The sequence below is a fragment of the Paenibacillus aestuarii genome (assembly GCF_027789125.1).
GTDB classification, from domain to species: Bacteria; Bacillota; Bacilli; order Paenibacillales; family NBRC-103111; genus Paenibacillus_E; species Paenibacillus_E aestuarii.
Genome location: NZ_JAQFVF010000015.1, coordinates 1 through 25,492 on the forward strand (window position 1 = coordinate 1; position 25,492 = coordinate 25,492).

28 protein-coding genes are annotated in these 25,492 nt (G+C 46.7%); 7 read left to right on the forward strand and 21 right to left on the reverse strand.

Annotated elements, in window-relative coordinates:
• Window positions 1-874: 874 nt before the first annotated feature.
• From O9139_RS03110 to O9139_RS03130, 5 genes are all read right to left on the reverse strand, one after another.
• On the reverse strand, window positions 875-1,642 hold the full coding sequence (locus O9139_RS03110) for an ABC transporter permease (protein ID WP_270877992.1): 768 nt from the start codon (window positions 1,640-1,642) through the stop codon (window positions 875-877).
• Window positions 1,643-2,413, reverse strand: coding sequence for an ABC transporter ATP-binding protein (locus tag O9139_RS03115; RefSeq protein WP_270877993.1), 771 nt, complete (start codon window positions 2,411-2,413; stop codon window positions 1,643-1,645).
• Window positions 2,414-2,426: 13 nt separating this feature from the next.
• Window positions 2,427-3,296 (reverse strand): pentapeptide repeat-containing protein, encoded by an 870-nt coding sequence (locus O9139_RS03120; protein WP_270877994.1) that lies wholly within the window; start codon window positions 3,294-3,296, stop codon window positions 2,427-2,429.
• Window positions 3,297-3,310: 14 nt separating this feature from the next.
• Window positions 3,311-3,640 carry a PadR family transcriptional regulator gene (locus O9139_RS03125; protein ID WP_270877995.1) on the reverse strand — a complete coding sequence of 110 codons (330 nt, stop codon included), beginning with the start codon at window positions 3,638-3,640 and terminating at the stop codon, window positions 3,311-3,313.
• Between the two features lie 201 nt (window positions 3,641-3,841).
• Complete coding sequence (locus O9139_RS03130; RefSeq protein WP_270877996.1) at window positions 3,842-4,012, reverse strand: hypothetical protein; 171 nt, start codon at window positions 4,010-4,012, stop codon at window positions 3,842-3,844.
• Between the two features lie 216 nt (window positions 4,013-4,228).
• Between O9139_RS03130 and O9139_RS03135 the strand changes: the two genes are divergently transcribed.
• Entirely contained in the window at window positions 4,229-5,146 is a 918-nt protein-coding gene (locus O9139_RS03135; RefSeq protein WP_270877997.1) for an HD-GYP domain-containing protein, read from the forward strand.
• A 90-nt stretch (window positions 5,147-5,236) separates the two neighbouring features.
• Here O9139_RS03135 and O9139_RS03140 read toward each other — a convergent pair whose 3' ends face one another.
• The 10 genes from O9139_RS03140 to O9139_RS03185 form a co-directional block, all read right to left on the reverse strand.
• Window positions 5,237-5,944, reverse strand: a complete 708-nt coding sequence (locus O9139_RS03140) for a DNA alkylation repair protein (RefSeq protein ID WP_270877998.1) — start codon at window positions 5,942-5,944, stop codon at window positions 5,237-5,239.
• A 238-nt stretch (window positions 5,945-6,182) separates the two neighbouring features.
• On the reverse strand, window positions 6,183-6,956 hold the full coding sequence (locus tag O9139_RS03145) for an SDR family NAD(P)-dependent oxidoreductase (protein WP_270877999.1): 774 nt from the start codon (window positions 6,954-6,956) through the stop codon (window positions 6,183-6,185).
• A 166-nt stretch (window positions 6,957-7,122) separates the two neighbouring features.
• Entirely contained in the window at window positions 7,123-8,310 is a 1,188-nt protein-coding gene (locus O9139_RS03150) for a MalY/PatB family protein (protein ID WP_270878000.1), read from the reverse strand.
• Between the two features lie 28 nt (window positions 8,311-8,338).
• Window positions 8,339-8,917: a GNAT family N-acetyltransferase gene (locus tag O9139_RS03155; RefSeq protein WP_270878001.1), complete on the reverse strand. Its 579-nt coding sequence runs from the start codon at window positions 8,915-8,917 to the stop codon at window positions 8,339-8,341.
• A 151-nt stretch (window positions 8,918-9,068) separates the two neighbouring features.
• Window positions 9,069-10,091 (reverse strand): DUF3231 family protein, encoded by a 1,023-nt coding sequence (locus O9139_RS03160; protein WP_270878002.1) that lies wholly within the window; start codon window positions 10,089-10,091, stop codon window positions 9,069-9,071.
• 126 nt (window positions 10,092-10,217) lie between these two features.
• Window positions 10,218-10,448: an alpha/beta fold hydrolase gene (locus O9139_RS03165; RefSeq protein WP_270878003.1), complete on the reverse strand. Its 231-nt coding sequence runs from the start codon at window positions 10,446-10,448 to the stop codon at window positions 10,218-10,220.
• A 235-nt stretch (window positions 10,449-10,683) separates the two neighbouring features.
• Complete coding sequence (locus O9139_RS03170) at window positions 10,684-11,166, reverse strand: (2Fe-2S)-binding protein (RefSeq protein ID WP_270878004.1); 483 nt, start codon at window positions 11,164-11,166, stop codon at window positions 10,684-10,686.
• Window positions 11,167-11,168: 2 nt separating this feature from the next.
• On the reverse strand, window positions 11,169-12,008 hold the full coding sequence (locus O9139_RS03175; protein ID WP_270878005.1) for an FAD binding domain-containing protein: 840 nt from the start codon (window positions 12,006-12,008) through the stop codon (window positions 11,169-11,171).
• Window positions 11,995-14,325 (reverse strand): xanthine dehydrogenase family protein molybdopterin-binding subunit, encoded by a 2,331-nt coding sequence (locus tag O9139_RS03180; RefSeq protein WP_270878006.1) that lies wholly within the window; start codon window positions 14,323-14,325, stop codon window positions 11,995-11,997. The genes O9139_RS03175 and O9139_RS03180 overlap by 14 nt, the downstream gene beginning before the upstream one ends.
• Window positions 14,326-14,394: 69 nt before the next feature.
• Complete coding sequence (locus O9139_RS03185; RefSeq protein ID WP_270878007.1) at window positions 14,395-15,255, reverse strand: AraC family transcriptional regulator; 861 nt, start codon at window positions 15,253-15,255, stop codon at window positions 14,395-14,397.
• Window positions 15,256-15,437: 182 nt separating this feature from the next.
• Between O9139_RS03185 and O9139_RS03190 the strand changes: the two genes are divergently transcribed.
• Complete coding sequence (locus O9139_RS03190; RefSeq protein ID WP_270878008.1) at window positions 15,438-16,415, forward strand: phytanoyl-CoA dioxygenase family protein; 978 nt, start codon at window positions 15,438-15,440, stop codon at window positions 16,413-16,415.
• A 57-nt stretch (window positions 16,416-16,472) separates the two neighbouring features.
• On the opposite strand, the gene O9139_RS03195 is transcribed toward O9139_RS03190, so the two are convergent.
• Window positions 16,473-16,868 (reverse strand): (R)-mandelonitrile lyase, encoded by a 396-nt coding sequence (locus tag O9139_RS03195; protein WP_270878009.1) that lies wholly within the window; start codon window positions 16,866-16,868, stop codon window positions 16,473-16,475.
• Between the two features lie 53 nt (window positions 16,869-16,921).
• Complete coding sequence (locus O9139_RS03200; protein ID WP_270878010.1) at window positions 16,922-17,968, reverse strand: NAD(P)-dependent alcohol dehydrogenase; 1,047 nt, start codon at window positions 17,966-17,968, stop codon at window positions 16,922-16,924.
• A gap of 194 nt (window positions 17,969-18,162) precedes the next feature.
• On the opposite strand from O9139_RS03200, the gene O9139_RS03205 reads away from it, so the two are divergent.
• Window positions 18,163-18,720, forward strand: a complete 558-nt coding sequence (locus O9139_RS03205; protein ID WP_270878011.1) for a TetR/AcrR family transcriptional regulator — start codon at window positions 18,163-18,165, stop codon at window positions 18,718-18,720.
• 53 nt (window positions 18,721-18,773) lie between these two features.
• Here the strand turns inward: O9139_RS03205 and O9139_RS03210 are convergent, their stop codons facing one another.
• From O9139_RS03210 to O9139_RS03220, 3 genes are read right to left on the reverse strand one after another with little or no spacing between them, the layout of a single operon-like run.
• Complete coding sequence (locus O9139_RS03210) at window positions 18,774-19,664, reverse strand: glycine betaine ABC transporter substrate-binding protein (RefSeq protein WP_377526078.1); 891 nt, start codon at window positions 19,662-19,664, stop codon at window positions 18,774-18,776.
• Window positions 19,665-19,666: 2 nt separating this feature from the next.
• Entirely contained in the window at window positions 19,667-20,500 is an 834-nt protein-coding gene (locus O9139_RS03215) for an ABC transporter permease (protein ID WP_270878012.1), read from the reverse strand.
• Window positions 20,475-21,698, reverse strand: coding sequence for a quaternary amine ABC transporter ATP-binding protein (locus tag O9139_RS03220; RefSeq protein WP_270878013.1), 1,224 nt, complete (start codon window positions 21,696-21,698; stop codon window positions 20,475-20,477). Before O9139_RS03220 ends, O9139_RS03215 begins: the two co-directional genes overlap by 26 nt.
• Window positions 21,699-21,929: 231 nt before the next feature.
• Here O9139_RS03220 and O9139_RS03225 point away from each other — a divergent pair, with 231 nt between their 5' ends.
• The 4 genes from O9139_RS03225 (at window position 21,930) to O9139_RS03240 (ending at window position 24,570) form a co-directional block, all read left to right on the forward strand.
• Window positions 21,930-22,499: a GbsR/MarR family transcriptional regulator gene (locus O9139_RS03225; RefSeq protein WP_270878014.1), complete on the forward strand. Its 570-nt coding sequence runs from the start codon at window positions 21,930-21,932 to the stop codon at window positions 22,497-22,499.
• Between the two features lie 159 nt (window positions 22,500-22,658).
• A complete protein-coding gene (locus O9139_RS03230) occupies window positions 22,659-22,973 on the forward strand; it encodes a hypothetical protein (RefSeq protein WP_270878015.1) in 315 nt (104 codons plus the stop codon).
• 52 nt (window positions 22,974-23,025) lie between these two features.
• Complete coding sequence (locus O9139_RS03235) at window positions 23,026-23,361, forward strand: hypothetical protein (protein ID WP_270878016.1); 336 nt, start codon at window positions 23,026-23,028, stop codon at window positions 23,359-23,361.
• Window positions 23,362-23,505: 144 nt separating this feature from the next.
• Window positions 23,506-24,570 (forward strand): S-layer homology domain-containing protein, encoded by a 1,065-nt coding sequence (locus tag O9139_RS03240; RefSeq protein ID WP_270878017.1) that lies wholly within the window; start codon window positions 23,506-23,508, stop codon window positions 24,568-24,570.
• Window positions 24,571-24,641: 71 nt separating this feature from the next.
• Here O9139_RS03240 and O9139_RS03245 read toward each other — a convergent pair whose 3' ends face one another.
• Complete coding sequence (locus O9139_RS03245; RefSeq protein WP_270878018.1) at window positions 24,642-25,463, reverse strand: SDR family oxidoreductase; 822 nt, start codon at window positions 25,461-25,463, stop codon at window positions 24,642-24,644.
• Between the last annotated feature and the right edge of the window lie 29 nt (window positions 25,464-25,492).

Below are 25,492 nucleotides of genomic sequence, written 5' to 3' on the forward strand. Positions count from 1 at the left end.
CACCAAACTGCCGCTGCAAGCAGTCAAAATCGGACTGCGCAGTCGAACCGCCCGCGCAAGGCCGCTCCAATTGGGCAAATTCGGACTACGGCGCGCCGGAGAAAAAATGGACAACCCGTTTCTAGATAACGGTTGTCCCAATTTTGGTACCAAGTATCAATTCTTTACTCCAATTTTAATCCCGTATAAGCATGTTGATTGCATAAAGTCTTGATCCTTCCTTTATTTACTATTTAACAAAATAATACAGCATCTGATTGTTTGAAAAAATGAAAGATTCATGCGTTTTCATGCAAAAATGTCGGTTATACCACGCAATTTAAACCTTCAGCAGCTATTTGCATGCTTTCTCCTTCTGCCTCGGGGCCCTCTACGCCTACACCTACAACATCAACATCACATTGTATAAACTCACCTATACATCCCCGTTTGACAGGTTTATCCCTAAGCACTTTCCCGATCCTGTATCTTTTGAATGCCTACGTTTAAGCGCAATCACTTTTGCAAAAGGAAGCCAACGCGAGAAGCGTTAGCCCGCCCTTTTTTTTACAGGTGTGCTAACGCTCTTTATGATGATGAAGGTTGATTTAGCATGGATGCAAAGGTAGAGTTCGCGAATTAGCCCAACGAATTGCGGTCAGTACCGATGTTGAGCGGCAATAGTCAGGGTGGATCCACTCCAACAGCTGTTGGTCCGTGGATGGCAATTTCATGTCTGTATGTGGGCAAGGTTGGACTGGATGGCGTTCGAGAGGGTGGCTGCAATAAGTCGGCAAAATAGAACTGGAGCGCATGCGGCAAGCCTGCATCTGATTAAAGATAGCTTTGCCAGATTAAACCTAAAAACATGGATAAACACATAGAAGACGTCTTTTCATACCCTTCTATCATAGACCCTCATGGCAAAGAAATAAGCGATGACTATAATTCCGACGCACCACGCAAGCGCGATCCATATCTCGTTGTTTAGCGGTTGACCTGACAGCAATGCACGGATGGTTTCGACAATCGCGGTCACCGGTTGGTTCTCAGCAAAGACGCGAACGACGGTCGGCATCGACGCGGTCGGTACAAATGCCGAACTGATAAATGGCAGGAAAATAATCGGGTAGGAAAAGGCACTCGCGCCATCGACAGTTTTAGCGGACAGTCCGGCTATAGCTGCTACCCAAGTCAAGGCTAGCGTAAACAGCGTGAGTATGCCGGCTACGGCAAGCCATGGAAGCACCCCCGCGGATGAACGAAAGCCCATAATCAACGACACGAGAATGATGACGACAACGGATATCGCGTTGGATACCAACGAGGTTACGACATGCCCCCACAGTAGGGTGGAACGGGAAATCGGCATCGTGTGAAACCGCTCGAATATCCCCCGCTGCACATCGGTAAACAGACGGTAAGCCGTGTAGGAAACACCGCTAGCAATTGCAATCAGGAGTATACCGGGCAACAGGTAATTCACATAGTTATCCGTTCCGGTTTCAATCGCACCACCGAATACATAGACGAACAGAAGCATAAACGCGATCGGCATGATGGTAACCGTAATGATGGTGTCCAAGCTGCGGGAAATATGACGCATGGAACGTCCAACCATAACGCCCATATCGCTGAAGAAGTGATTTTTTGCCGTCTCCATTTACTTCTCCTCCTTGTTGCCGACGATTGCGAGGAATATCTCCTCCAAAGTCGGTTGCTTCTCTACATACTCCACCTTGGCGGATGGGAACAGCTTCTTTAACTCTGACAGTGTGCCACTGGCGATAATTCTACCCTCATGCAGGATAGCAATGCGATTGGCCAACACCTCAGCCTCTTCTAAATACTGTGTCGTTAAGAATATCGTCGTGCCGCCATCGGCTAGCTCCTTGACGATCTTCCAAACCTCGATGCGCGCTTCGGGGTCAAGCCCTGTCGTTGGTTCGTCTAGGAAAATGATCTGAGCGTTGCCTACGAGGCTTAAAGCGATATCGAGCCTGCGGCGCATACCCCCGGAATACGTAGATACCCTGCGGTCGGCGGCGTCTGTCAGGCCGAACCGATTAAGCAAGTCTTCCGCTACCTGCCGCGGATTCTTGAGGTATCGCAGCTTCGCAATCATGATCAGGTTCTCCCGTCCAGTCAATATTTCGTCCACAGCGGCAAATTGCCCAGTCAAACTGATCGCTTGCCGTACATGATCGGGTTTAGACACGACATCGAATCCGTTAATAGCGGCGGTTCCGCCATCCGGTTGTAGCAGCGTAGTGAGGATTTTGACAACCGTTGTCTTGCCTGCCCCGTTGGAGCCAAGGAGAGCGAATATACTGCCTTTTTCCACTTCAAAATCTACACCTTTGAGCACCTGATGCTGCTTGTAGGATTTCTGCAGTCCTTTAACTTGAATGGGTTTGGTTTGCACGCTTTGCATGTGGTTCCCTCCCTTAAATAACGGTTACTTTCGACAAATCGGCTCCCATGCCTTTGAGCGCTGCATAGGTCAGTTTATCCATGGCCGCGCCATCAAAGCAGATGGTTTTGATCATACGATAGTACTTATTCGTTAAAGTAAACCCAGGCTGGAAAGAAACGTTTTTTAATGTAGCTCCCTTGAACGAAACATCCGTTAGTGCCGCCTTGTCAAATCTCACGCCAATGAACGTCTGCCCTTCAAAACTTTGCCCGCTTAAATCGGTATACTTGAAGTCAACTCCATCAAAGATACAACCTTTAAATTTCGTTTTTCTAAGATCGGTCATCGTTAACGTCACGTCAATGAGTTTTACTCCTGTGAATTTGGCTCCATCAAGACCCGACTTGTTGAAATTGGTGCGAACAAGAATTGTCTTATTGAAACTTGCATTTGACAAGTCAAGCACGGTCAAGCTGCAGTCCGTTAAATTCGCACCGTCAAAATTAGCCTCGCGTACGTCACTCGCCTTAAACGAACTGCCCGTCAAATCTGCGCCCGAAAAGTCCGCACCGTGCAATGCGCTCGCTTTAAATTGGCCTTTATGGGCCTTCACACCTGCAAAATCGCTTTTCTCGAGGTTACTTGCGCTAAAGTTGGTCAGTACTTGCCGCTCAAGCGAGCGAGAGAGATTGGCGACTTCAAGAATCGTCTGTTCAATGTCGCCGATACTCTCAATCGTCAGCTTAAACGCCGTTTCATCGTCTTTACCCGCAGCTCTGAGTTCGCTGTACCGTTCCTGCAAATCGGAGAGCAGGTCGGCCTTTAATTCGGAAACGCTTTTTACCCCGTCATATGGCGTAAAAACACCGTTCAAATAATCCGTCAGTTTGTGATTCGTCATATCCATCCATCTCCTTATAATAAGTTTTCTAACACTCGTTTTGCATACGCCCAATTGCTTTTGTTGCGGGAGTATGTATCTTTGCCCTTTTCGGTTATTCTAAAATATTTGCGTCGTCCACCCTGTGTTTCATCGCCCCAATACCACGCGATGTCGCCATCTGCTTCAAGCCGCCGGAAGCTGGAGTACATCGTGGCTTCCTTAAGTTCATACTCACCGCCTGATCGCTCGGCAATCAGCTTGACAACTTCGTAACCGTAACGATCAGCTTCGGACAGTAGCCGTAAAATCATCGTATCCGTATGTCCGCGCAGCAGGTCGGATGTGATCTTGCTATCATTCATTACCTCACCTCCATAACTGTATGATAAGACATATTACTATGACTGTCAAGGTAATGTTCCAATTATATTACTTTGACTAGAAAAATGGGTGCAACCCTATTAAATAACCGCTAACCGGGAAAAAATAAGGACACTAAAAAGGAACCCTCGCTAAAAGGGTTCCTTCTCGATCCGTTGAGCAGCTCCGTCGTGGACCTTTACTCAAACTTGATTTTTATTGATATTATTTAAACTTGGGACGTAATCAGCGGCCGTGTTGCTTGAGAGTGTTTGCGCTTCTTCAAGAAGACTAGCATCATTTTGCTGATTATTCTTACTATCCGCACGGTTATTCTCGCGGTCATGCTTCGGGTCTGCTTCATTTTTTGGCATAACATTCACCTCCATCGTTTCGAGTCTTAGTATGAATATTTCGCTTGTATTTTATCCCAACTTGTCATGGAAGCAATAATTTTAGAGCTGCGCAAATGATTCTTCCCCCATAATGTTAGGAAAGTTTGAGTTATCTACAATCATTTCCCTAAACGTTTTCTAACACTTTTTTGTTACGCTTGTGGTCCTGAGATCATTCTTTGAAGGTGTGAGCTGATGTTTAAAATGTTTAAGGAAAAAGCGGCAGATTATTTAAGCAACACAGCTGTTTACCGCTGCTCATTCTTCGTTATGATTATTTTTCTGCCAATTCTGAATCTCTTTATATTGCCTAATATTGATGTCTATTCACTCTATCTGCTATCTGTCATCTTCTTAGGCATCGGATTTTCGCATCGCCCATTTATCCTAGTTTTAACCGTAAGTACATTTGTCGTTTTATTGCGGGTATACATACAGTTCCACAGATTACCATCAGCTGACCTGATCACGCTTTGGATTGTGTATGCTGTTATGACCTATTTAGCCTATACGATGGAAAATTTATATCAGAAAAAGAAAAAAGCTGCATTAGAAGTGCTTCTGGCCTTGTCCAAATTGTTGGATTCACGCGACACCTACACAGCCACTCATTCAGAAAATGTAGCCAAATATGCGTCAATGATCGCCCAAGAGATGAAACTTTCGGCTAAACAGTGTGATATCATTTATATCGGTGGTTTGCTCCACGACATCGGAAAAATCGGTATACCCGAAAGTGTGTTAACGAAATCCGGACGCCTAACCGCAGAAGAGTACAACACAATTAAACGTCACCCCAAGATCGGCTTTGAGATCATTAAGCATATCTCCGCCTTTCGGGAAACACATGGCGTGCTCGACATGGTGCTTTATCATCACGAGAGATACGATGGACAAGGTTATCCTGAAGGATTAAAAGCCCAGGAAATTCCTTTGATGGCCCGTATTTTATCGGTAGCAGACTCCTATGACGCGATGACAACCAAACGCGCCTACCGGGAGCGGATGGAATTGGAATACGTATATCAGGAATTTATCAACAACAAAGGGTCGCAATTTGATCCGAAAGTGGTAGATGCTTTTTTAACTATTTTAAAAAAAGATCACTCCTAAGAGCTTGTACCAAGCCGTCAACCATGCTACAGCTCATACAAAAAAAAACCAGCCGCGTTTCCACCTGAACAGTGGTATGCGCCTGGCCTATTAACACCTTACCTGTTTGCGTTTGAAACCAAGTTTCCCTCGAGCTTCTGCCTTTTGAATATTTTCGAGAGCGCTTATAAGCTTGCTTTTCCCCTTGTCGTTGATAACTTCTACCGGACATACGGTCTTCGCAATTGCGACCGCTTTATCATGAAGTGGTAAGTAGGAGGTCGCTACGGTGTACATGAAATTATTCATCGCATATTTCGTTCGCTCCGGAGCTTCGTGAATCGTAGCAGCCACCTGTTCAAGCATCTTCGCAAGCTTGCTTTCTACAAATTCGCTGTCCGGGCGACTGCCCAGCAGCCAGCAATAACAACTCCAGCCCGCTGACATTTTCAAGTCTTCTCCGCTTACAATCCACTTATCGGCAACCTCTTGCGCAATATCCGCTTCCGACAAAGTGACAGCCACCACATAATCGGACAACATGTAAAAATAAGCTGCATCCATCCAACGCTCATAATCCGCCTCTGTCATCACGTTGGGTTCAGCAATGATGCCGGCAAAGTACATGGCGTCGTAATTACCTGTAGCATAAAGCTGTTCCGCTAAAGGTTGATTATATTTGATTTTCTTGAAAATCGGCTTCATCTCGCCTGTGGCTACGCCAAATAGCGGCTCCCGCGCGCCATTGGAGATATACATTTTCTTGAGTCGTTCCTTGCCAAGGGCTTCAAGCTCTTGCATGACCATTTCTAAATCCATGATTTCACACATCCTATACTTCGAGCTTTTGCCTTATCCGGCACCTCGACGGATCTTGTACTTGGACTAGTTTAACATAGAACTATTGCGGATGAAAAACCTCCTGTTGCCAGGACAGGAAGTACCCTCGCTCGCCCGCCCGCTCGCTCCATATAAAAAGAACTTTTCCGGAAGACCCCCAAGGAGTTTCGAAAAAGTTCTAATTTACTTCGATAACTTTACGGCTTCGTAAGTGAACTCAAAGACCTATCCCCCCGTTAATATGCAGCTCGGTGCCGGTGACTTGCGAAGATTCGTCCGATAAGAGGTATACAGTCCCGTAAGCGATATCTTCAGGCGTCTGCAATCGGCCGGATGGGACGTACGATTCGCCTCGCTTGCGAAGCTCATCTTCACTTATACCCAAATTCTCGTGTAACTCGATTTCACCCTCGGATGCAACCCAACCGACGGTAATCCAGTTGGAACGAATCCGATCACGACCGTAATGTGCAGCGATATGTCGATTTAATGTGAGCATTGCCCCTTTGGAGCACGAATAAGCCGCCAGTTCCTTATTGCCCTTGTACCCGTTCGTGGACCCAATCTGTACGATGGAACCGCCTTCTGCCTTCTGCATCGCCTGAATGGCGTACATGGAGCAGAAGAAAGCACCCTTGATATTGACAGCAAAAATGGAGTCAAATAATGCCTCCGTCGTGTTAATCATCGATCCTCTTGGAAAAATCCCTGCATTATTGACGAGCCCATCTATTCTTCCGAAGCGTCTAACGGCGGAATCAATAAGCTGTGCGCACGCAGCTTCCGAGCTAATATCGGCTTGAACAAACATGGCTTCGGTGCCGTATTGTTCCTCAATATGCCGGACAACGGCTACTCCATCGGTTTCGTTCTTGCCGTTTACGATGACCGTTGCTCCCTCTTCTGCGCACATGAGGGCTATTCCTTTGCCAATTCCTTGCGTGGCTCCTGTGATGACTACAACTTTGTTCTCCAATCGCTTCCTCATCATGACTATCCCCTTTGCCTAGGCCGCCACAATATCAGCATGCCGCATTAGTCATATATATGATAACCAAGGAGAGAGAATGCTAGAGCGTACTCTCAGAGCTTCAAAAGGTTAATGAATGCAAAAAGAAGCAGCTGCTCGAGCAACTGCCTCCTCAGCCTATCTATCCTTATTTTAACGCTAGCATATTCGCAAGCCGCATCAACGCTTCTTCGAGAATCGTCCTTGAACACGCAAAATTGAGCCGCATGAACCCTTCCCCACCGGCACCGAACGATGCGCCGCTATTAAGCAATACTTTTGCTTCCTTTATCCGGCTATCGAGTTGTTCAATATCGATATCACTCTTTCTAAAATCCAGCCAGGCTAAATATGTAGCCTCCGGTTTGACATAGGTAACACCTGGCATTTTGTCTTGGACAAACGCCTGAATAAAATCGGCATTCGCGTCAAGGTATCCCAGCAGTTGATCCAGCCATTCCGCACCCTCTGGCGTATACGCTGCTGTCGTGGCCACAATACCGAACAAATTGGCGCCGGAAATAGAAGATTTCTTAAACTCTGAATCAATTTTTTCTTTCAAGCTCTTATTGGGAATGATAAGATTGGACGTCTGCAGTCCCGCCAGGTTAAACGTTTTGCTGGGTGCTGTGCATATTACAGCATGATCGGCGAATTCTTCGCCCAACCGTGCATATGTCGTATGGAGATTTCCTGGTAAAATCAAATCGTTATGAATTTCGTCTGCTACGACAATCACACCATTTCGGCTGCAAATTTCACCCAATCTGTGCAATTGCTCATAGCTCCAGACGATGCCAAGCGGGTTGTGCGGACTGCATAAAATCATCATTTTCGTTTTGGGCTGCTTGGCCAAACTCTCCAGATGATCATAATCGATTACATAAGTGCCATTTTCCCAAATAAGTGGATTATTGACAACGACCCGATTGTTAGTTGTAACTGTACTATGGAACGGATGGTAAACGGGCTGCTGAATAATGATCTGATCTTCTTCATCCGTCAATGCCCTAATGATAAAATTCAATGCAGGGACAATTCCCGGCGTAATTGTCACCCATTCTTGCTTGATCGTCCAATTGTGTCTGACCTGCTGCCACCAAGCCAGCGCTGAATAGTAATCATCCAGAGGTGCGCAGTAACCGAAGATACCGTGTTCGACTCTTTTTTGCAGCGCGTCTGTTACGGACTGAGGTACTGCAAAATCCATATCAGCGACCCATAAAGGAAGGATATTGTCGCCTTCAATTCCGAAGATTTTCTTCAAAATAGCCGGATCCCATTTAACGGAATTCGTGCCTTCCCTTCGAATGACCGTGTCAAAGTTGTATTTCATTGCGAGCCTCCTAGTTCAATATGATTTACTAAAATTCTACGCCTCGCACTTTAGAGAATACCATTGTATTTCGCAATAAGCCATCTATATCGCATTTATCATTTCGAAGTATTCCCTCTAAAGAATATCCCACTCGTTCAGCCACTCTTGCACTATTTGTATTCCGTTCATCACATCGGATTTCAATCCGATTCGCTTGCAGCTCGCTGATGGCAAAGTTTGTGATAGCTTCTACAGCTTCTGTTATGTATCCTTGCTTAGCATAAGAAGTTCTCACCCAGTATCCAATTTCAAATTTTCGTGACTGCCAATCTATTCTGTGTAAACCGCTGCTGCCAACTAGCTCATCGGTTCCCTTTAAAAGAAGCAGCAATCTTAAATCCGTGCGATCTAGAAATTGCAGTCGAGAACGACGGATACTCATTTCAGATTCTTCGACTGTAGGCATGCTCGTTGCCCATGGCATCCAGGGACGCAGTTCCGCCATACTTTCTTTTACTGCCACATTGACCTTTTCGCCATCATTCCATAATGGTGCACGTATTAGCAACCTGTTACTTTCAAAACTCTCCGGGATCGAATACATAATTGGATCTATTTCATTCATATCAGCAATCACCCCTATAGGCGAATATTTCAAAAAAGAGTACCATGATTTTTTTCATCCATCAACCTGAAATTTTAAGACTCTCTCGCTATACATGTTTTCAAACCAAAAAGGGGCTGCCTTTATGGCCCCCTACTGTGTACTTCGTTTCTTAATCTTCAATGAGTTGCTTCCGATTCGTCGTTAATGGTGGTTGTTCGAGCCATTCTCGTTCAACCATAACATCAAACGTGTCTTTCGCGTACAACATGACCTCGGCAATTAGTTTAGAATAGTGAGCCGTAAGATCAGCTCGCATACTTAATGACATAGCATGTGAGATCAATACAATATCTACCGAATTTAAAACATTGATCATCGACATGATCAGTTTGTCTGAAAACGGTGAGACTTTAGAATCTGTAACTTCCATGCTGACTGTTACCGTTCCCAGCAAATCTTCCTCCATTAACAGCTTGTTAAAAAGATCAATTTGCTTTTCACTGATTTTTTTTCCGCGAAGAATGAGTTCCTTTAATCTTTTATCTTCCAATATTTGAGCAAAACCGAGCATGATAATAACAGAAAAATAATTTCGCTCAATGTTGAAAAATATTTCAGACAACTCAATAGCATCTAGTGGACGCTTCTTTCCTAGCATACCGTCAATAAATGATTCTTTTTGAACGTATTCAATTTTTTGGGGGTAGTTCATTTTGGGTGGCCGGTCATAAATGCCCTTCTCCAACATCATGCGAACAGCTTTCCCGAACATCTCAGTTGAATTGTGTAAACATTCATTAAAAAAATCCAACACATCTAGGCGAACATTATTGGAAGCTGTAAAAGAAAAATTAATCATACTCAATCGATTCATCATATAGATGAAACTCAAGGTAAACGTATCGTGAAATAGAGGTGGAGCGGCTAGATTCACATCGCCTTCCGAATACCCGGCAGGAACCGGAAAATTTTCTGCTTGAAAAAATTTTTTTATTTGTTCTTTCCTATCTTGCGACAATTCCAATGATTTTTTTGCCAGTGGGAGAATCTGCTCATCCTGAAGATGAAAAAGGAGATAAGTAAGAAAACACTCCGCTAAGCATTCTTGCATATAAACGCCCCATAGGCCCCCGATTTCCGTACAGGTTAATTCGATATTTGCAGGCTTTACTTGAGGCTTCTGAAATGACATATACTTCCACCCCCACAATTTTAGAAGTAGTATTTGTCATACATCGTTATTTAATTCAAAAGTGTGCGACCAACCGACAGACAAAACAAACCGCCCGCACAAATTAACGTATTCATCCATTTGCCGCTATTCTTGTTTTTGCTTATTGGACTTTCCGATAAAATCCAACATCTCCTGGTTAAACGTCTTCGGCTTCTCTAAGTTCACCGCGTACCCGACATTATTGACAATGCAAAATGTCGCATGGCGGCATCTCTTCGCAGCAGCCTCTGCGACCAGATGGCCACATTGGACTTTGCGCACCGGCCAGAAGAGAATGGGAATTCTGAATAACGAGAAGATTGTTGAAGCCCCCATAGATTGGCCCACTAGGATAGGAGCTTTCAGCCCCAGGTGCTGCATCAGTTGATGAAGGTCTTCGCCGTGCCGCCGCATGCTGGGTCCGTAATCTGGAATGGCCCTCTGATTAGTTTTCCCCTCATTTTACAAAAACGAGCCGCGATTTACGCGGACCGCTTAGTATTGACCAACAAAAAAGCAGTCTCGGACAAGGTTCTATAACGTCCCCGTCTCGCCACTGCCTTCATCATGCTTATTGATTTCTATGTTTCAGCTTCGCAATTTGGACAGCATCCCGGATCTCTTCGTAACTCGTGCATCGGCAAATGTTCGACTGCAGCCAGCTACGAATCTCATCTTCATCAGCATCCGGCTTCGATTGCAGCAGGGCATGGCAAACCATAATAAATCCCGGCGTACAAAAGCCGCATTGAAAAGCAAATGTTTCAATAAATGCTTGCTGCACCGCCGTCTCTCCCCCCAAGCCTTCAATCGTTGTCACGTTACGGCTTGGAGCTTCAACGGCGAGCATGAAGCAGGACTTAATCGGCACGCCATCGACCAGCACGGTACATGCGCCGCAATCCCCATTCTCGCATCCGGCCTTGGCACCGGTAAGCCCAAGATGCTCCCGAAGCACGCGCAGCAGCGTATCCGCCGAACGAATGGTCACTTGATGTTTCTTCCCATTGATAATGAGTTCAACTTCTCTTTTACCGCTACGAAGTGATTGCATCGTTAGCCTCCCTTTCGTTCCAGAGCGGTTAATGTATCCGATAAGGTGTTACGAAGCACGAATCTGCGATAGTCAGCTGAGGCAAGCATATCGTCCAACACCGGGACGGGCCATCTTCGAATAACATTATCAATCCGCATTTCAGGAGAAAGCGAACGATCGTTCAGCACTTCATCAATCTGCTGCGAGCGAAATGGTACGGCGCTTACACCACCGAAGGCGAATCGCATCCAGCCTCCCGTATTCATCGCACAGATGCGAACGACCGGATAATCGATGTACTCGATCTTAGTACGCTTCACCGTGTATGAGGGCTGATCCAAATACTTGCGATCAGTTATCAGCTGGACCAGCATTTCCCCTCGCGCCAAACGAAGCCTTCCGTTGAAGACAGAATGAATCGATACACGCCGTACACCGCTTGGACCCGCAAGAACAACTTGACTGTCCGTGAGCAAGAAAGGAAGCAGCGCTTCCCGATAAAACAGTTTCCCGCAGAGGTGGCCGCCAATCGTTATTTTGTTGCGGTTCGTCTGATCGGCTAGATGCAGAACCGTCTCGGTGAGCAGCGGGAACGAATTGTCGTCTGCGAGGTCTGTCAGCGTCCGTGCTGCACCAACGATCCATTGCCCTCCCGAATGCATAAGCACGTTGCATTCCGGAATGGCCTTCACATCGATCATAGCTCCCGTTCGAAGCTGATCGACCCGTGCCATCGTAATTATCTCCGTGCCGCCGGAATAGTAGAGCGGCTCCAATCCCAGCGAGTCAGCGCGCTGAAACGTTTGAACCGCCTCTTCCATCGTAGCCGGCTTGATATAGTCGAAATCAAACGAGATCATGTGCAGCCCCCCTTGCACGCCATATGAACTCAGGTGTAAGCGGCAGCTGGTTCAGCTCGACACCGGCGGCGATGGAGAGCGCATTCGCCAGAGCGCAAGGCGCACCAATCGTTCCATGCTCTGCGATGCCACGAGCGCCGTAAGGGCCTTCGACAAAAGGAGTCTCGACAAAATCAACCAAATATTCCGGCTGCTCGCCGTACCGTGTTATCTTATAAGTGCGCAGCTGGGGATTTAAGACGACGCCTGCTTGGTTGTACAGGAAGGCTTCACGGGTCGCGAAGCTGAGCCCCATATTCACGCCGCCCACGACCTGCCCGCGCGCCGTTCCGAAGTTGATCACCTTGCCGGCGTCAAAGACGGAAGCTACCTTCAAGATCCGGTACGTGCATTCCCGCGTATCGAATTCGACGACAACCGCCTGTGCGCCGAGCGTCCACTGTTGGCCGGGAATGCCTTTGCCTGTCTCCGGATCCAACGCGCTCTGATGATGCACCCGATATCTACCGCGACCGATCACCAGATTGCCTGAAGCGCTGCCGTTCGGGTACATATATCCGCTAACGAGGGAGCGGATTTCCAGAAAAATATCAGGTTGATCCTTCACATATACGTTGCCGCCGCCAACCTCCAGCTCCTCCGGAGAGCGGTTCAACACAATCGAGGCATTATGCTTCAGCTGTGCGATCGCATCATCCGCCGCATCGAGCACAGCCCGGCCGACCATCATCGTGCTGCTGCTCGACACCGTCTTCCAATGCTCCGGCGTGATTTGCGTATCGACATCGAGCTTGACATGAACCTGATCCATCGGTATGTTCATTCGCTCCGCTGCGAGCTGACCCATGGCCGTTCGGTTCCCTTGCCCGATCTCGATCGAACCGACACTAAGGTTCAGCGACCCGTCGTGATTGAACGTGATGGTCGCGCCTGATCCCGTATCGATCATGGAACCTGACACTTTCCAAATGCATGCGACCCCTGTGGTTCTCACCTTGAAGCGGTCCACCTGCACGCTCTGCCCACCATCTCCCTGTATCAGCTCTCTCAACTTGCGGATGCATTCCCTTAGGTCGCCTACACTGCTGCGGTTCAACAGCGTTTGTGTCGGTGTCGTGTCTCCGGGCTGAATAGCATTAAGGTACCTCAGCTCCAGCGGGTCCATCCGCAGCTTCTTCGCCAGCAAATCCATTGCCCGCTCGGTACAGTAGAGCACTTCGGCATGGCCGAACCCCCGATAAGCGGTTGCATAGGGGTGGTTCGTATACACACTCAGCGCGTCACAGTGGACATGCTCGACTCGATACGGCCCGGTACAATCCACGGCTGCCGATTCCACAACGATCGCCCCTTCATCGGTATAGCCGCCGTTGTCGAACAAAAGCGTGATCTCTGATGCCGTCAACAGCCCGTCACGAGTAGCGCCGAGCTTCACTCGCGCCTCCAAGCCGATATGGCATGGCGAACCGACCATGTCCGTCTCGCGGGTATTATTCAGCTTGACTGGACGTCCGCCACAGGCGAGCGAAGCCAAATACCCGATGTACTCGAGCTGCACCGAGCCCTTGCCTCCGAAAGCGCCCCCGACCAGCGGTACGCGCACAATAACTTTAGATTGGTCAATTCCGAAAAAACGCTGAAAAAATCGCTTCATCGTATAAGGGTCCTGCGTCGATGTCTCCATATGTACCGTTCCGTCCGGCTTTACTTCGACAATGGCGCAGCGCGGTTCCATCGCGCAATGGTCCGACGAATTAAAGGCGTAGCTGCCTTCAACCGTCACTTCACTCGCCGACCAGCCGGCTTGCATATCGCCTTTGCGAATTCTCACGTGATTGCCGATATTGGTCCCCGGTACAGGGTGAACCTCATTCGTCCGCTGATAGCTCGCCAGGTTCTCATGAACTAAGGGCGCTCCGGGCCGCAGTGCGCTGCTGGGCGAATGCACGACAGGGAGCGGCTCGAAGCGGGCTCGAATCAGCTTTGCCGCTTGCTTGGCGATGTGCTCGGAATCCGCCACAACGACCGCATAGGGCTCGCCGTAGTACCGCACCTTACCTCTAGCTAATGGGGGCCGATCAGCCAGTACACCTCCGACGAGCACATCCTGATCGGCTCCGGTAACAACAGCGTGAACACCTACTACTTGAAGGGCTGAGGAGCAATCGATATGTGTAATCCGAGCATGAGCATATGGACTTGTCACCAGCCAGCCATGCAATTGACTAGGAGACTGCGTATCATTCGTATATCGGGCAGCTCCAGTCACTTTATCCTTCGATTCCACGCGTGGGATCGCTTTGCCTATGACGGTCAAGCTTTACTCCCCCTTTTCCAAACGTCATTCTACATTTTATAAGGAAAAAGGATGTCCCATACTTCCGACTTACAAGTCAGATGAATTCATGCGCTTTCTATATAATGAGGGTGGGATTCCAAACATAGCGGTAAATTGCCTTGAAAAATAATGGATAGAATCGAAGCCCAACTCCTCAGCTACTTCCGTTATGGTTCTATTGCTTTCTAGCAGCATAACTTTGGCTTTCCTCATTTTGAGCTTGACGATATATTGCTGCGGTGAAAGACCGGTCGTTTGCTTAAATACGCTGTGGAACTGCGATTTCTGCAATCCACTAGCAGTCAACCATTCTTCGTAGTCTGGGATGAACTCACTTCCAGCAGCTTTTTCAATAAGCTTGCGGATCCGGAAGTCACTTTCGCGATACTTGGCTTGTGTCAACTGCTGCCATTGCAGCAACCAGCCATAGAGCAGCGCATTTACAATTTCATTCTTATAGACAGGTAGACTTTCATTCAATCTGACTACGTGTATCAAATCTTCTAAGAGCCTCGGATATAATTGGAGTTTCGTGTACGTTGGAAGCGCTTCAAGTTCAGGACAGAGCGCGATCTCTGTCATCAATTGCTGCTCAAACGGTTCACTGCCATAAGAAAAGTGCTTCTCATCGGCGGCTAGCTTGTTCCATAAATTAAAGTACACATTATAGGAAAAGAGTGGTGCTGTATCGTCATTCACAAAACTGTGCGGAATTCCAGGCGGGACAAAAATAAGGGATCCCTTCTCCAGCTGATACCATTGATTGTCTACGGACATCGCTCCTTTGCCTTCCATAAATAAATGTAAAGCATATCTGTACCCAATTCGTGGAGTTTCATGAAACGTACCTTGAAATCGATATGGATGTGCATTCCTCACCGTTGGACGAATAGCAATGATTGGTCTCATTGTTCCCCCTTCTTTCAATGAATGGCAAACTTTGGTACTCGTAGTATGAATCTAGATCACAGCTTCGTCAATAATTAAGCGGAAAAAAATACAAATGATCGGAGCAAGAACTCAATACAGGATCCTTCATGATAGATACAATCAAAGTATCACAATCCTACATTTTTGAGGAGGATACCTATATGGACAATCTTACGAATCCAAATCCTGTAGCGGATACCAACGAGGTAAAATGGCCAAAGCGAACAAAGCGAACTCGGAATAATGTACAAGAGTCGGGATATCGCATAAATAGCGGCAGCCTGACCCCAGCGCAGGTTGCGCATTATGACATGCAAGGTTATTTAGTTATTCCGAACCTTCTTCAGGAAGCTGATATGGAACCCGTAAAACAAGCGATGTCCGATAAGGTATCGATGATCGCGGATGAGCTATTTGCGGCGGGGCTTATTTCGGATAAATGGGAAGAACGACCATTCCCGAATCGGCTTGCGGATTTATTTAAGGGGTTGTCGGATAAGGAGTTTTTAAAATATGGGCGCAGTTGGCGCGACCGTCTTCCCGGATACTTTAATCTACTATCCAATCCCAGAATTTTGGATGCAGTAGAATCTTTAATTGGACCTGAGATTTTTGTTAATCCGGTCTATAATGTACGGCCCAAAGTACCTCGTGTCGCTGCAGGCGCCGTCCCGTGGCATCAAGACAAATCATATTGGCCGGATGCCAACTCTAATCCTGTCATCACTGTATGGATCTCTATGGTCGATGCGACGCTGGAGAACGGTTGCCTGCATATCAAACCTTGTACACATAAGATCAGAGTGTTGGATTGGCACACAGAAAGTTCCACAGGCACAGGCTACACGGCCTTAACGGAGGATCAAGTCGGCAAGCGTGAAACTGTCGCGCTGCCCGTACCGGCAGGCTCAGCGATTTTATTTAATGATCGCTTAATTCATATGTCTACACCGAACCTTTCAGATAGCGTTCGCTGGAGCGTTGATCTTCGATATCAGCCAACAGACCAGGATCCTATGCCGCAGCACGGCATTGGTTTTCTCGGTCGAAGCCGGCTTCGGCCAAATCGAGTAGCCACACTTACCGACTGGCTGGAAGAAAGAATGGAGCATGAGTCGAAGGATGACGCAAGCGAATAAAAAAAGGCAACCGATCTTTAAGATCGGTTGCCTTTCATTATGTTTTGCTCCATCCAATCAGCCTTGATATTGCTCGTCGCTTACTTTCTCCAACCATTCAACCGCCTTACCTTCCAGCCGTTCTTGGATGGCAATATGCGTCATTGCTACCGTTGGTGATGCGCCATGCCAATGTTTCTCGCCCGGTGGGAACCAAACCACGTCGCCAGGATGAATGTCCTCAATGGGTCCTCCCCATCGTTGAATTCGTCCGCTGCCCGCGGTTACAATCAGTGTTTGTCCTAGCGGATGAGTATGCCATGCCGTCCTTGCACCCGGCTCGAACGTCACGCTCGCGCCAGCTGCGCGTGCAGGCTCAGGCGCTTCAAACAGCGGATCGATACGTACTGTTCCCGTGAAATATTCATGAGGTCCCTTGCCGGAAGGTTGGGAACCGATTCTTTTGATAGTCATTTTTTCAATTGCCTCCATTGATTTCTATATGTATTCAGCGTTGAAATTAGCTTCTATCGGTCCATCGTGCTAATGTCGATCACAAACCGATACCTGACGTCCGAAGCCAGCACGCGCTCCCAAGCTTCATTAATTTGGTTGGCGGAAATGACTTCGATTTCAGGCGTAATTTGGTGTTCAGCGCAAAAGTCCAGCATCTCCTGGGTTTCGCGGATTCCACCGATGGATGAGCCGGCGAACGAACGACGCTGCGGGATCAGCGAGAAGACTTGAACCGGCAGCGGCTCCGATGGGGCACCGACGTTAACCAAAGTACCATCTACCGCCAGCAAGGATAGGTAGGCGTTAATATCAATCTTGGCGCTCACCGTATTCACGATGAGGTCGAACGTGCCGGCCAGCTTCTTGAACGTCTCCGGATCGCTCGTGGCGTAATAATGGTTTGCACCCATCTGCAAACCGTCATCTTTCTTTTTCAAGGTTTGTGATAAAATCGTAACCTCTGCCCCCATGGCGTGAGCGAGCTTCACGGCCATATGTCCCAGCCCGCCGAGCCCAACAACTGCGATCTTTTTGCCAGGCGCAGCTCCCCAGTGGCGCAGCGGCGAGTACGTGGTAATGCCGGCGCATAGAAGCGGAGCGGCAACGTCTAGCTCCAAACTGTCAGGAATTCGGACCACGAAGTCTTCGGTGACGACGATATGGGTGGAATAGCCGCCTTGCGTATACTGTCCGTATCGGTCGACCGACCCATACGTGCCAGTCATCCCATTCAGGCAATACTGCTCTTCTCCTTTATGACAGCTCACGCATTTCCCGCAGGAGTCAACCATACAGCCTACGCCTACGCGGTCGCCAGTGGCATATTTGGTAACTTCCGAACCGACCTGAGTGACAATTCCGGCAATCTCATGCCCTGGAACAAAAGGATATTGAACCGGTCCCCATTCACCGCGAGCGGAATGAATATCAGAGTGGCAAATTCCGGCGTATTTAATCTCAATAAGAACATCATGCGGCTGAAGCTCGCGGCGTTCGATCGTTGTCAGTTGAATAGGGCTTTCTGAACTAAATGCTGCGCGTGCATGTACAGTAATCATCGTATAGCCTCCCACATTTCCAATAATAAATTCAACAAGAACTGGATAACAAAAATAGATTGTTTAATCAACTCATGTTCATTATTATATAGATTAGAAGTTACAATCAATGGTTAAAAAACCGGGATTTGTTGATATATCAACACAAGAATGAAAAGTGTCTATTATCTCAGGAAGCCAGGTGATCTTTTTTAATGACCCGAACGGATCGAAGAATTGTCAAAACACAGGAATCGTTAAAAAAAGCCGTCATTGATATAATGTCTGAAAAAAGTTTTGATGACATTACAATTCAAGATATTGCCGACAGGGCCAACCTCAACCGTGGAACCATTTATCTTCATTATCAAGACAAGTATGACTTATTGGATAAACTCATTGAAACACACTTAAATGAATTGGGTGAAATGGAGGAATGGGCCTGTGAAATGGAATGGATTGACGCCCTCGTGCCTTATTTCGAATATTTTGAATCCAATTATTTATTCTTTTCCACCATGCTAGCCAGCAAAGAAGCTAAGGGTGCCCCCTCCTCATTCCGTACTCGGCTTTTAAACTCTTTTATGGAAGGGTTTAAAGGTGAAATTGACAGAGAAAGCGACAGGAATACAGATTTAAGTGATGATGTGATGCTGCAATATGCCGGGACCGCTTATGTCGGAATCATTGAGTGGTGGATTAAGAATGGGATGCCGTATCCGCCACAAGTGATGGCTAAACAAGTTGGCATTTTGTTAGGGAGAAGTCTTTAAACCAAAAAACCATCGCTATTTATTTGCTGATGGTTTTTGGATGGTTACCTTGCTTATTTCGTCTTTAAATCTTCGATGGAATCGATATTCATATACCGAGGAACAACTAGCCCCAGCTTTGTTCCATTCAAATTCGCTCCGAGATCCTCAAACTTCCCGCTGTATTTATCAAAATAGTCCTTATGTGTAGTTGGGAGCCAAGCTGCGACCATTGCGTCGGCACTTCCGTCTGCAATGCCTGCCCACATAGGCCCAGCTTCCACTTGCAGCATTTCAACTTTATAGCCGAGTTTCCCCTCTAAAACAGCTTTTACCACGTTCGTACTTGCAATTTCCGAGTCCCAAGCGACATAGGCAAGTTTCAGCTTTTTCCCTTTTTCTTCCGGTAAGTCTTTTACCCAGCTATCTACTTTGGCGGCATTGTCCTTTACCCAGTCGGATGCAGCTTCTTCAGGCTTCTTCCCGTCGATAATGGCCGACATCACCACAGCCATTTCTTCAGGTGTCCATTCGAATCGATCAAGCATTGCATAAGCAGAAGGAGCATCCTTTTGCAGATTGTTTCGTACAACTGTATGTATCTGCTCATCCTTCCCAAACACACCTTTGGGATCACTCAAATATTTCAAATCGTATTTGGCGAACATCCAATGCGGTGTCCAACCTGTCACGATGATCGGCTTTTTCGCTTTATAGGCTTTATCCAAAGCTGCTGTCATGGCTGCACTTGAGCCTTCAACAAGCTTCCAATCCTTAAGATCATAATCGGTTAAGACTTGCGCAGTTTGTTTCATTAAACCTGCCCCGGGGTCAATGCCGATGATTTCATGATTAACTTGACTTCCAATGCTGCCGTCAGATGAAGTTGCATTTGAACATCCAGTCATGAACGCAAAAGCAATCAGACTCGCCAACATCAACGATCTTGCTGTATTCTTCAACATGCTTAAGCACTCCTTTTTCTTTTGAGTATGTACTGTGTCATGCGATCAAGAAGTATAGCTAATACGACAATGGACAAGCCGGCTTCAAACCCCTGTCCTGTTTTAATTTGAGTGACAGCCCTATATACATCGGCTCCAATTCCTTGAGCGCCAATCATCGACGCAATAACCACCATAGACAGGGATAGCATAATGGTCTGATTTATTCCTGCCATAATCGATGGCATCGCCAATGGAAATTGTAGCTTAAACAGTTTTTGTGATGATGTGGATCCGAATGCGTCGGCAGCCTCCACTAAATCTTCCGCAACCTGCCTAATTCCCAAATTCGCTAGGCGAATCGTTGGCGGTACAGCAAAAATAACGGATGCAATGACGCCTGGAACTACACCTAGACCAAAAAATGTGACGGCTGGGATTAAATAAACAAATGCTGGCATGGTTTGCATGAAATCCAGCAAAGGTGTGACCACGTTCCTAAATTTATCGCTTTGAGCGCACCAAACGCCAAGCGGTACGCCTAAGATGATCGAAATCAACGCAGAGGTCAGAACGAGTGCAAGGGTATCCATCGTATGGTCCCAAAACCCTAAATTGAATATGAGCAGCAATCCCACTGCCGAAAACAAAGCAAATGTCCACCGCCCTAAGTAAAGCGCTAGCAAAGTCATTAACGCAATAAGTATAAGAGCCGGTATCGCATGAAAAACGAAGGCAAATGCATGTACAATGCTCTCGATGCCGTTCGAAATGACTTGAAACAGGACTGACAAATGATTTTCAAGCTTGTCAACGATATATTCCACCCAGTCAGCCAGCGGTATCTTTGGAAACATCTTTAAGCACCTCCAATTTAGCCACGGGTTGACCTGCCAAGGCTCCAAGGACAGCGCCACGAACGATGACCCCTATAATTCGATTATTCGTATCGACGACACCTACCGGATACCTGGAAGTACCACAAATTTCGAATAATTCGTACAGCAATTGGTCCGGAGCTACAGTCGGGACATCTCTGATAACAATTTCATCCAAACCTTTACCTGCCCGTACAGCATCTGACGCATCTTCGGCTGTAATAACACCGACGAGCTTCTTACCGCGATCGACAACAAATAAATTCGATATCCCATTTTCGCGCATGAGCTGAAGAGCAACCCTAGGCCCCCTGTCATTTGCAACAGTCTCAGGTCTTCGCATGACGGACGAGGCCGTAAGCACCTTGGACAGATCAACATCTTCGACGAACCTCTCCACATATTCATTGGCAGGATTCATCATAATCTCCTCAGGTTTACCAATCTGAACAACGCTTCCATCCTTCATCAGAGCAATGCGATCACCAATACGGAGCGCTTCATCTAAATCATGCGTGATGAAAATAATCGTTTTTTTCATTTTGTCCTGCAGTTCCAGCAGTTCATCTTGCATATCCTTACGGATTAGCGGGTCTAGCGCGCTAAAGGCTTCATCCATTAATAGAATGTCAGGATCATTAGCTAGCGCCCTTGCTAGTCCTACCCTTTGCTGCATGCCTCCACTCAATTGAGCCGGCATACTATCCCTCCATTGCTCAAGCCCGACTAAACGCAAAGCCTCGACGGCCTTTAACCGTCTCTCCTTCTTGCCGACACCTTGGACTTCCAAACCGTATTCTACATTTTGGGCAACCGTTCTGTGAGGAAATAAAGCAAATTTCTGAAAAACCATACTGATTGTTTCTCTTCTTACGCGTCGAAGCTCTTCATCATTCATCTGCACAACATCTTTGCCATGAATGCTGATACTTCCACTGGTAGGTTCTATTAACCTGTTTAGCAGACGGACAAGCGTTGACTTTCCGCTGCCTGACAACCCCATGATGACAAAAATTTCACCGGGATGTACGGAAAAGCAGACTTCGTTGACACCTACTGTATGCTTCGTTTCCTTGTAGATCTGCTCTTTTGAATATTTCTTCGCCAATAGTGGCAGAACGCACTCAGGTTCAGGCCCAAATATTTTGGTAACCTGCTGCACATCAATAATTGCCATACGCTCACTCCTTTCTGTATGAGTTAATATCCTCGTGCCCATTTAAGTGTAAAGAACAAAAACTGGTTATGTCAACACTAAATTCCGTTATTACTGTTTATACAGAAAAAACTGTACGAAACATCCTTTTCTCTACCTTACGCTTATTGATCCTTGTTCATGACTATCTTTACATTATTAAAAATGTTTTTTACAATAGCGATGTACATATAAAGGCAGGGTGACTTCTCGATGGAACAACTACACAACTTAACTATAGAACAAGAAAACATCATTCAAAGGGCGCGCAAGCGTGTGATAGAATCCATTGGCAACAATATGGATCTCTATGGTATCACCCAATCGATTGGTCATCTTTACGGCTTGCTCTTCTTCCAAAACAAACCAATGACCTTAGATGAAATGGTCCAAGCCATGGAAATGAGTAAAACCAGCATGAGCACGAGCGTGCGAACGCTGGTTGACTTAAAAATGGTAAATAAAGTTTGGGAAAAGGGATCGAGAAAAGATCTTTATGAAGTGGAAATGGACTGGTTCCAAACCTTTGCTGACTTTTTCAGCTTAAAATGGCGGAAAGCATTAGAAATGAATCTCAACAATTTGCGCAAATCAAGAACAGAGCTTGTTCAGCTTCTAGATCAATTTCCTCACGATTTAACTTTACAAAACGCCGTACAAAGCGATATGACGAAGATCAATGAAGCCATTCGTTACTACTTATGGCTGGATCGTCTTATCGATTCGTTTGAGTCTGGTGATATTTTCAAATTGGTCCCTAAAGACATTCAAGAGAATAACTAGGTCATCACGCTCGTTGTTAGGGCCAAGCCCAAATTCTGTACCTACCCCACCAATACATTCACTCCTGTCGAAAGCTATATCAACTCCAATAACAGATATCGCAACCATCGAGACATCCAATCCTGAATGCATAAAATTTTGCTTAAGGTGGTGTTTTATATGGTATTAGGTATGATGTTGCTGGTTGTCGCTTTGCTGTGGGTAGGCTTATTGATCAGAAGCAAGAGATGGAAAGTATTGCTTACGGCTACAAGGGCAAATAGCGAGCAAGTAGAAACGATGTACGCTTATTTTCAATCTCATAAGATTAGATGTAAGTTAATAACGGATGTTGGTCCCGTAGGAAGCAGCAGTTTCATACATGCAACCGACATGATGCCCAATGATTCAGGTGCGGTCATGATGTTGAAAGTACATCAACGCGACATGGATGCAGCTAAGAAACTCATGGGGATTCATCAAGGAATCCTGTAAACGGCATACCTGCCCTTTCTCAAAGTTGTTTGAACGAAAAGGAGTGTATGACATGAACAACATGAATCCCACGGAAGAGAAGCATGTGAGGAACACCCTGCCGGAACCTCCGATGCAAATGGATAATCGTCCATGGCACCGTCAAGGTTGGGTATGGATGATCGTTGTACTGATCGCTTTGGTAACGATCGTGCTGGCAATCGGAGAGTTAAGCGACCAGGTCGCGAACGTAAACAACTCCATCCAGCAGCAGACCGCAGCTATACGTCAACAAAATCATTTATTAGCTGCGCTCGATCATGGTCTGAATCGTATTGAGATGGCCATTACGAATGGTGTGGATCGCGTCATAAACGCGCTTGATAAATGGATGAATAAAATCGCATAGAGATTGTCCCAGGTGATCGTCCTGCTGCCATAGTACCCCGGAAGGGGTACTATTTATTTTTAGGCATCGCTTTGTTTTTGCAACAATTCCAGACTGTCCGTCGTTTGAGATAATGAAAGCAAAAATTCAACGAGGTGATAGAACTTGAATTCCCGGAAAAAACTTTTTAGCCTATCCGCTGCCGCCGTGTTGTCCCTTTCCATAGCTGGTCAAAGCTTTGCAGCAACGACCGCTTTCACCGATCTGGAGCAGGTTGCGGCCAAAGATAAAATTATTTCTCTGCAATCGCAAGGTCTCGTATCGGGAGTCAGTGACGACCTGTTCCAGCCCAATGCAACGCTAACAGCCGCCCAAGGCGTGCAATTAATCGTCAAGGCGCTTGGTTTAAATCTCAACTCCATTAATTTTGTAAAAGCACCACATGCAACCGACTATTTTGCAAAAGCAAACAATGACGCATGGTATGCGCAAAGCTTAATTATTGCGGCAAATAAAGACCTGGGCCTTCCAGCTGATTTTGATCCGAACCAGAAATGGACGAAGGAAATGTTTACCAAAGAGTTGCTTGTTGCTTTGGATGGCCACAACATCATGCATATGATGAAGCTTCCGCCGATCGAGATCAAAGACAAGGCTGATATTACCTTAGACGCTCTTGGTTCAATCCAAGCCGCGATCTACAAAGGGATTGCCTCGCTCGACGCCGACGGTAATTTCCATCCACAAGCGGAAATTACACGTGCGCAAGCCGCTGAGATGATTTATAACGCGCTGAAATACGTCCACCCTGCTGCGAATCAATCCGATCAAACCGTATACGAGAATACCCAATACGGCTTTCGTTTCACTTTGCCTGACAGCTGGAAAGGTTACACCATCGTAAATGACAAATGGGAAGGACTGTCGATCGGGGATTCACAAGGTGAGAGCGTGGTGGAAAGCGGTGCGAAGATTAGCATTCGTCATCCCGCATGGACGGCTGAACAGCCGAGACAGGATATCCCGATTCTCGTCTTTACCGTTGACCAATGGAATGAGCTCCAGCAGGACAAATTTCATATCGGTGCAGCTCCGGTCGGCCCAAGCGAATTGACCCGCAATGACAAGTATGTTTTCGCGCTCCCGGCGCGCTATAACTTTGCGTTCCCGGAAGGCTATCAGGAAGTAGAAGATATTTTAGCTAGCAAGCCGATTCAACCGATTTCGTAACTAAAATGGGCAGTACCCGAAAGCGCAACGCGACTTCCGGATACTGCCCTTCTTTATTAAGTAGCTGTAATTTAGTTATAGTTAGCCGCGATGGTTTCCAAATATTGCTCGATCGGCACGGATTTGCGAAGCGCCATCAAGCCTTTCCCCGCCTCACCGACAATCGTGCGGAATTGCTTGCTTGCCCCGGTCGCTTGCGCCGCAATCGCTTCTACGATCGTTTGCGGGTCATCGAGCTGATCTTCAGGCATTACTGCCATCATTTGCGATACCTTGTTCGTCAAATCATCATATGCATTAATGTTCTCATCTTTATTCCAAATGATACTTTGAACGAAATTATTGCCTTTGGAACCGCCTTGCTCGATAAGCCGAAGCTCGATGTTCAACGGTTTGAGCTCGTAATAGAGACCTTCCGTCAATCCTTCCAAAGCAAACTTGGACATATTATAGAGGGAACCCAGCGGGACGGCCGTGGTGACACCCATAAAGGAACTGATATTGATAAACATGCCGCCGCCTGCGGCTCTGAAATGAGGCAGGAATTTGCGAATGACGTTAATCGGGCCGCGGACATTGACGGAAAACTGCCAATCGATCGTATCTTCTGCGGCTAATTCCAGTGCTCCGTAAGATCCCATCCCCGCATTATTCACAACCACGTCGATTTTCCCAAATGCGTCAATCGCATCTCTTACGGCTGACTCGACTTGGTCCACATTCGTAACGTCCAGCTTAAAGATTTTAATATTGTCGTATGCGGTAAGCTCTGTTTCTTTTTCCGGCGAGCGCATGGTCGCGGCTACGTTCCAGCCGAGCTTGGCAAAATGAATTGCCGTTAGTTTTCCCAATCCTGAGCTTGTTCCAGTAATAAAAATTGTTTTCTTTTCCATGTTTGTTTCCCTCCGTTGTATATTCTGTA

Excerpts from the sequence above, each read along its gene's own strand:
- O9139_RS03170 (WP_270878004.1), bottom strand. The coding sequence starts at position 11,166 with ATGCAATCACTTCGTAGCGGTAAAAGAGAAGTTGAACTCATTATCAAT.
- O9139_RS03150 (WP_270878000.1), bottom strand. The coding sequence starts at position 8,310 with ATGAAATACAACTTTGACACGGTCATTCGAAGGGAAGGCACGAATTCC.
- O9139_RS03230 (WP_270878015.1), top strand. The coding sequence starts at position 22,659 with ATGGTATTAGGTATGATGTTGCTGGTTGTCGCTTTGCTGTGGGTAGGC.
- O9139_RS03220 (WP_270878013.1), bottom strand. The coding sequence starts at position 21,698 with ATGGCAATTATTGATGTGCAGCAGGTTACCAAAATATTTGGGCCTGAA.
- O9139_RS03125 (WP_270877995.1), bottom strand. The coding sequence starts at position 3,640 with ATGAATGATAGCAAGATCACATCCGACCTGCTGCGCGGACATACGGAT.
- O9139_RS03175 (WP_270878005.1), bottom strand. The coding sequence starts at position 12,008 with ATGATCTCGTTTGATTTCGACTATATCAAGCCGGCTACGATGGAAGAG.
- O9139_RS03165 (WP_270878003.1), bottom strand. The coding sequence starts at position 10,448 with ATGGGGGCTTCAACAATCTTCTCGTTATTCAGAATTCCCATTCTCTTC.
- O9139_RS03155 (WP_270878001.1), bottom strand. The coding sequence starts at position 8,917 with ATGAATGAAATAGATCCAATTATGTATTCGATCCCGGAGAGTTTTGAA.
- O9139_RS03210 (WP_377526078.1), bottom strand. The coding sequence starts at position 19,664 with ATGTTGAAGAATACAGCAAGATCGTTGATGTTGGCGAGTCTGATTGCT.
- O9139_RS03235 (WP_270878016.1), top strand. The coding sequence starts at position 23,026 with ATGAACAACATGAATCCCACGGAAGAGAAGCATGTGAGGAACACCCTG.
- O9139_RS03215 (WP_270878012.1), bottom strand. The coding sequence starts at position 20,500 with ATGTTTCCAAAGATACCGCTGGCTGACTGGGTGGAATATATCGTTGAC.
- O9139_RS03245 (WP_270878018.1), bottom strand. The coding sequence starts at position 25,463 with ATGGAAAAGAAAACAATTTTTATTACTGGAACAAGCTCAGGATTGGGA.
- O9139_RS03200 (WP_270878010.1), bottom strand. The coding sequence starts at position 17,968 with ATGATTACTGTACATGCACGCGCAGCATTTAGTTCAGAAAGCCCTATT.
- O9139_RS03145 (WP_270877999.1), bottom strand. The coding sequence starts at position 6,956 with ATGATGAGGAAGCGATTGGAGAACAAAGTTGTAGTCATCACAGGAGCC.
- O9139_RS03110 (WP_270877992.1), bottom strand. The coding sequence starts at position 1,642 with ATGGAGACGGCAAAAAATCACTTCTTCAGCGATATGGGCGTTATGGTT.
- O9139_RS03115 (WP_270877993.1), bottom strand. The coding sequence starts at position 2,413 with ATGCAAAGCGTGCAAACCAAACCCATTCAAGTTAAAGGACTGCAGAAA.
- O9139_RS03130 (WP_270877996.1), bottom strand. The coding sequence starts at position 4,012 with ATGCCAAAAAATGAAGCAGACCCGAAGCATGACCGCGAGAATAACCGT.
- O9139_RS03205 (WP_270878011.1), top strand. The coding sequence starts at position 18,163 with ATGACCCGAACGGATCGAAGAATTGTCAAAACACAGGAATCGTTAAAA.
- O9139_RS03120 (WP_270877994.1), bottom strand. The coding sequence starts at position 3,296 with ATGACGAATCACAAACTGACGGATTATTTGAACGGTGTTTTTACGCCA.
- O9139_RS03190 (WP_270878008.1), top strand. The coding sequence starts at position 15,438 with ATGGACAATCTTACGAATCCAAATCCTGTAGCGGATACCAACGAGGTA.
- O9139_RS03225 (WP_270878014.1), top strand. The coding sequence starts at position 21,930 with ATGGAACAACTACACAACTTAACTATAGAACAAGAAAACATCATTCAA.
- O9139_RS03135 (WP_270877997.1), top strand. The coding sequence starts at position 4,229 with ATGTTTAAAATGTTTAAGGAAAAAGCGGCAGATTATTTAAGCAACACA.
- O9139_RS03160 (WP_270878002.1), bottom strand. The coding sequence starts at position 10,091 with ATGTCATTTCAGAAGCCTCAAGTAAAGCCTGCAAATATCGAATTAACC.
- O9139_RS03185 (WP_270878007.1), bottom strand. The coding sequence starts at position 15,255 with ATGAGACCAATCATTGCTATTCGTCCAACGGTGAGGAATGCACATCCA.
- O9139_RS03140 (WP_270877998.1), bottom strand. The coding sequence starts at position 5,944 with ATGGATTTAGAAATGGTCATGCAAGAGCTTGAAGCCCTTGGCAAGGAA.
- O9139_RS03195 (WP_270878009.1), bottom strand. The coding sequence starts at position 16,868 with ATGACTATCAAAAGAATCGGTTCCCAACCTTCCGGCAAGGGACCTCAT.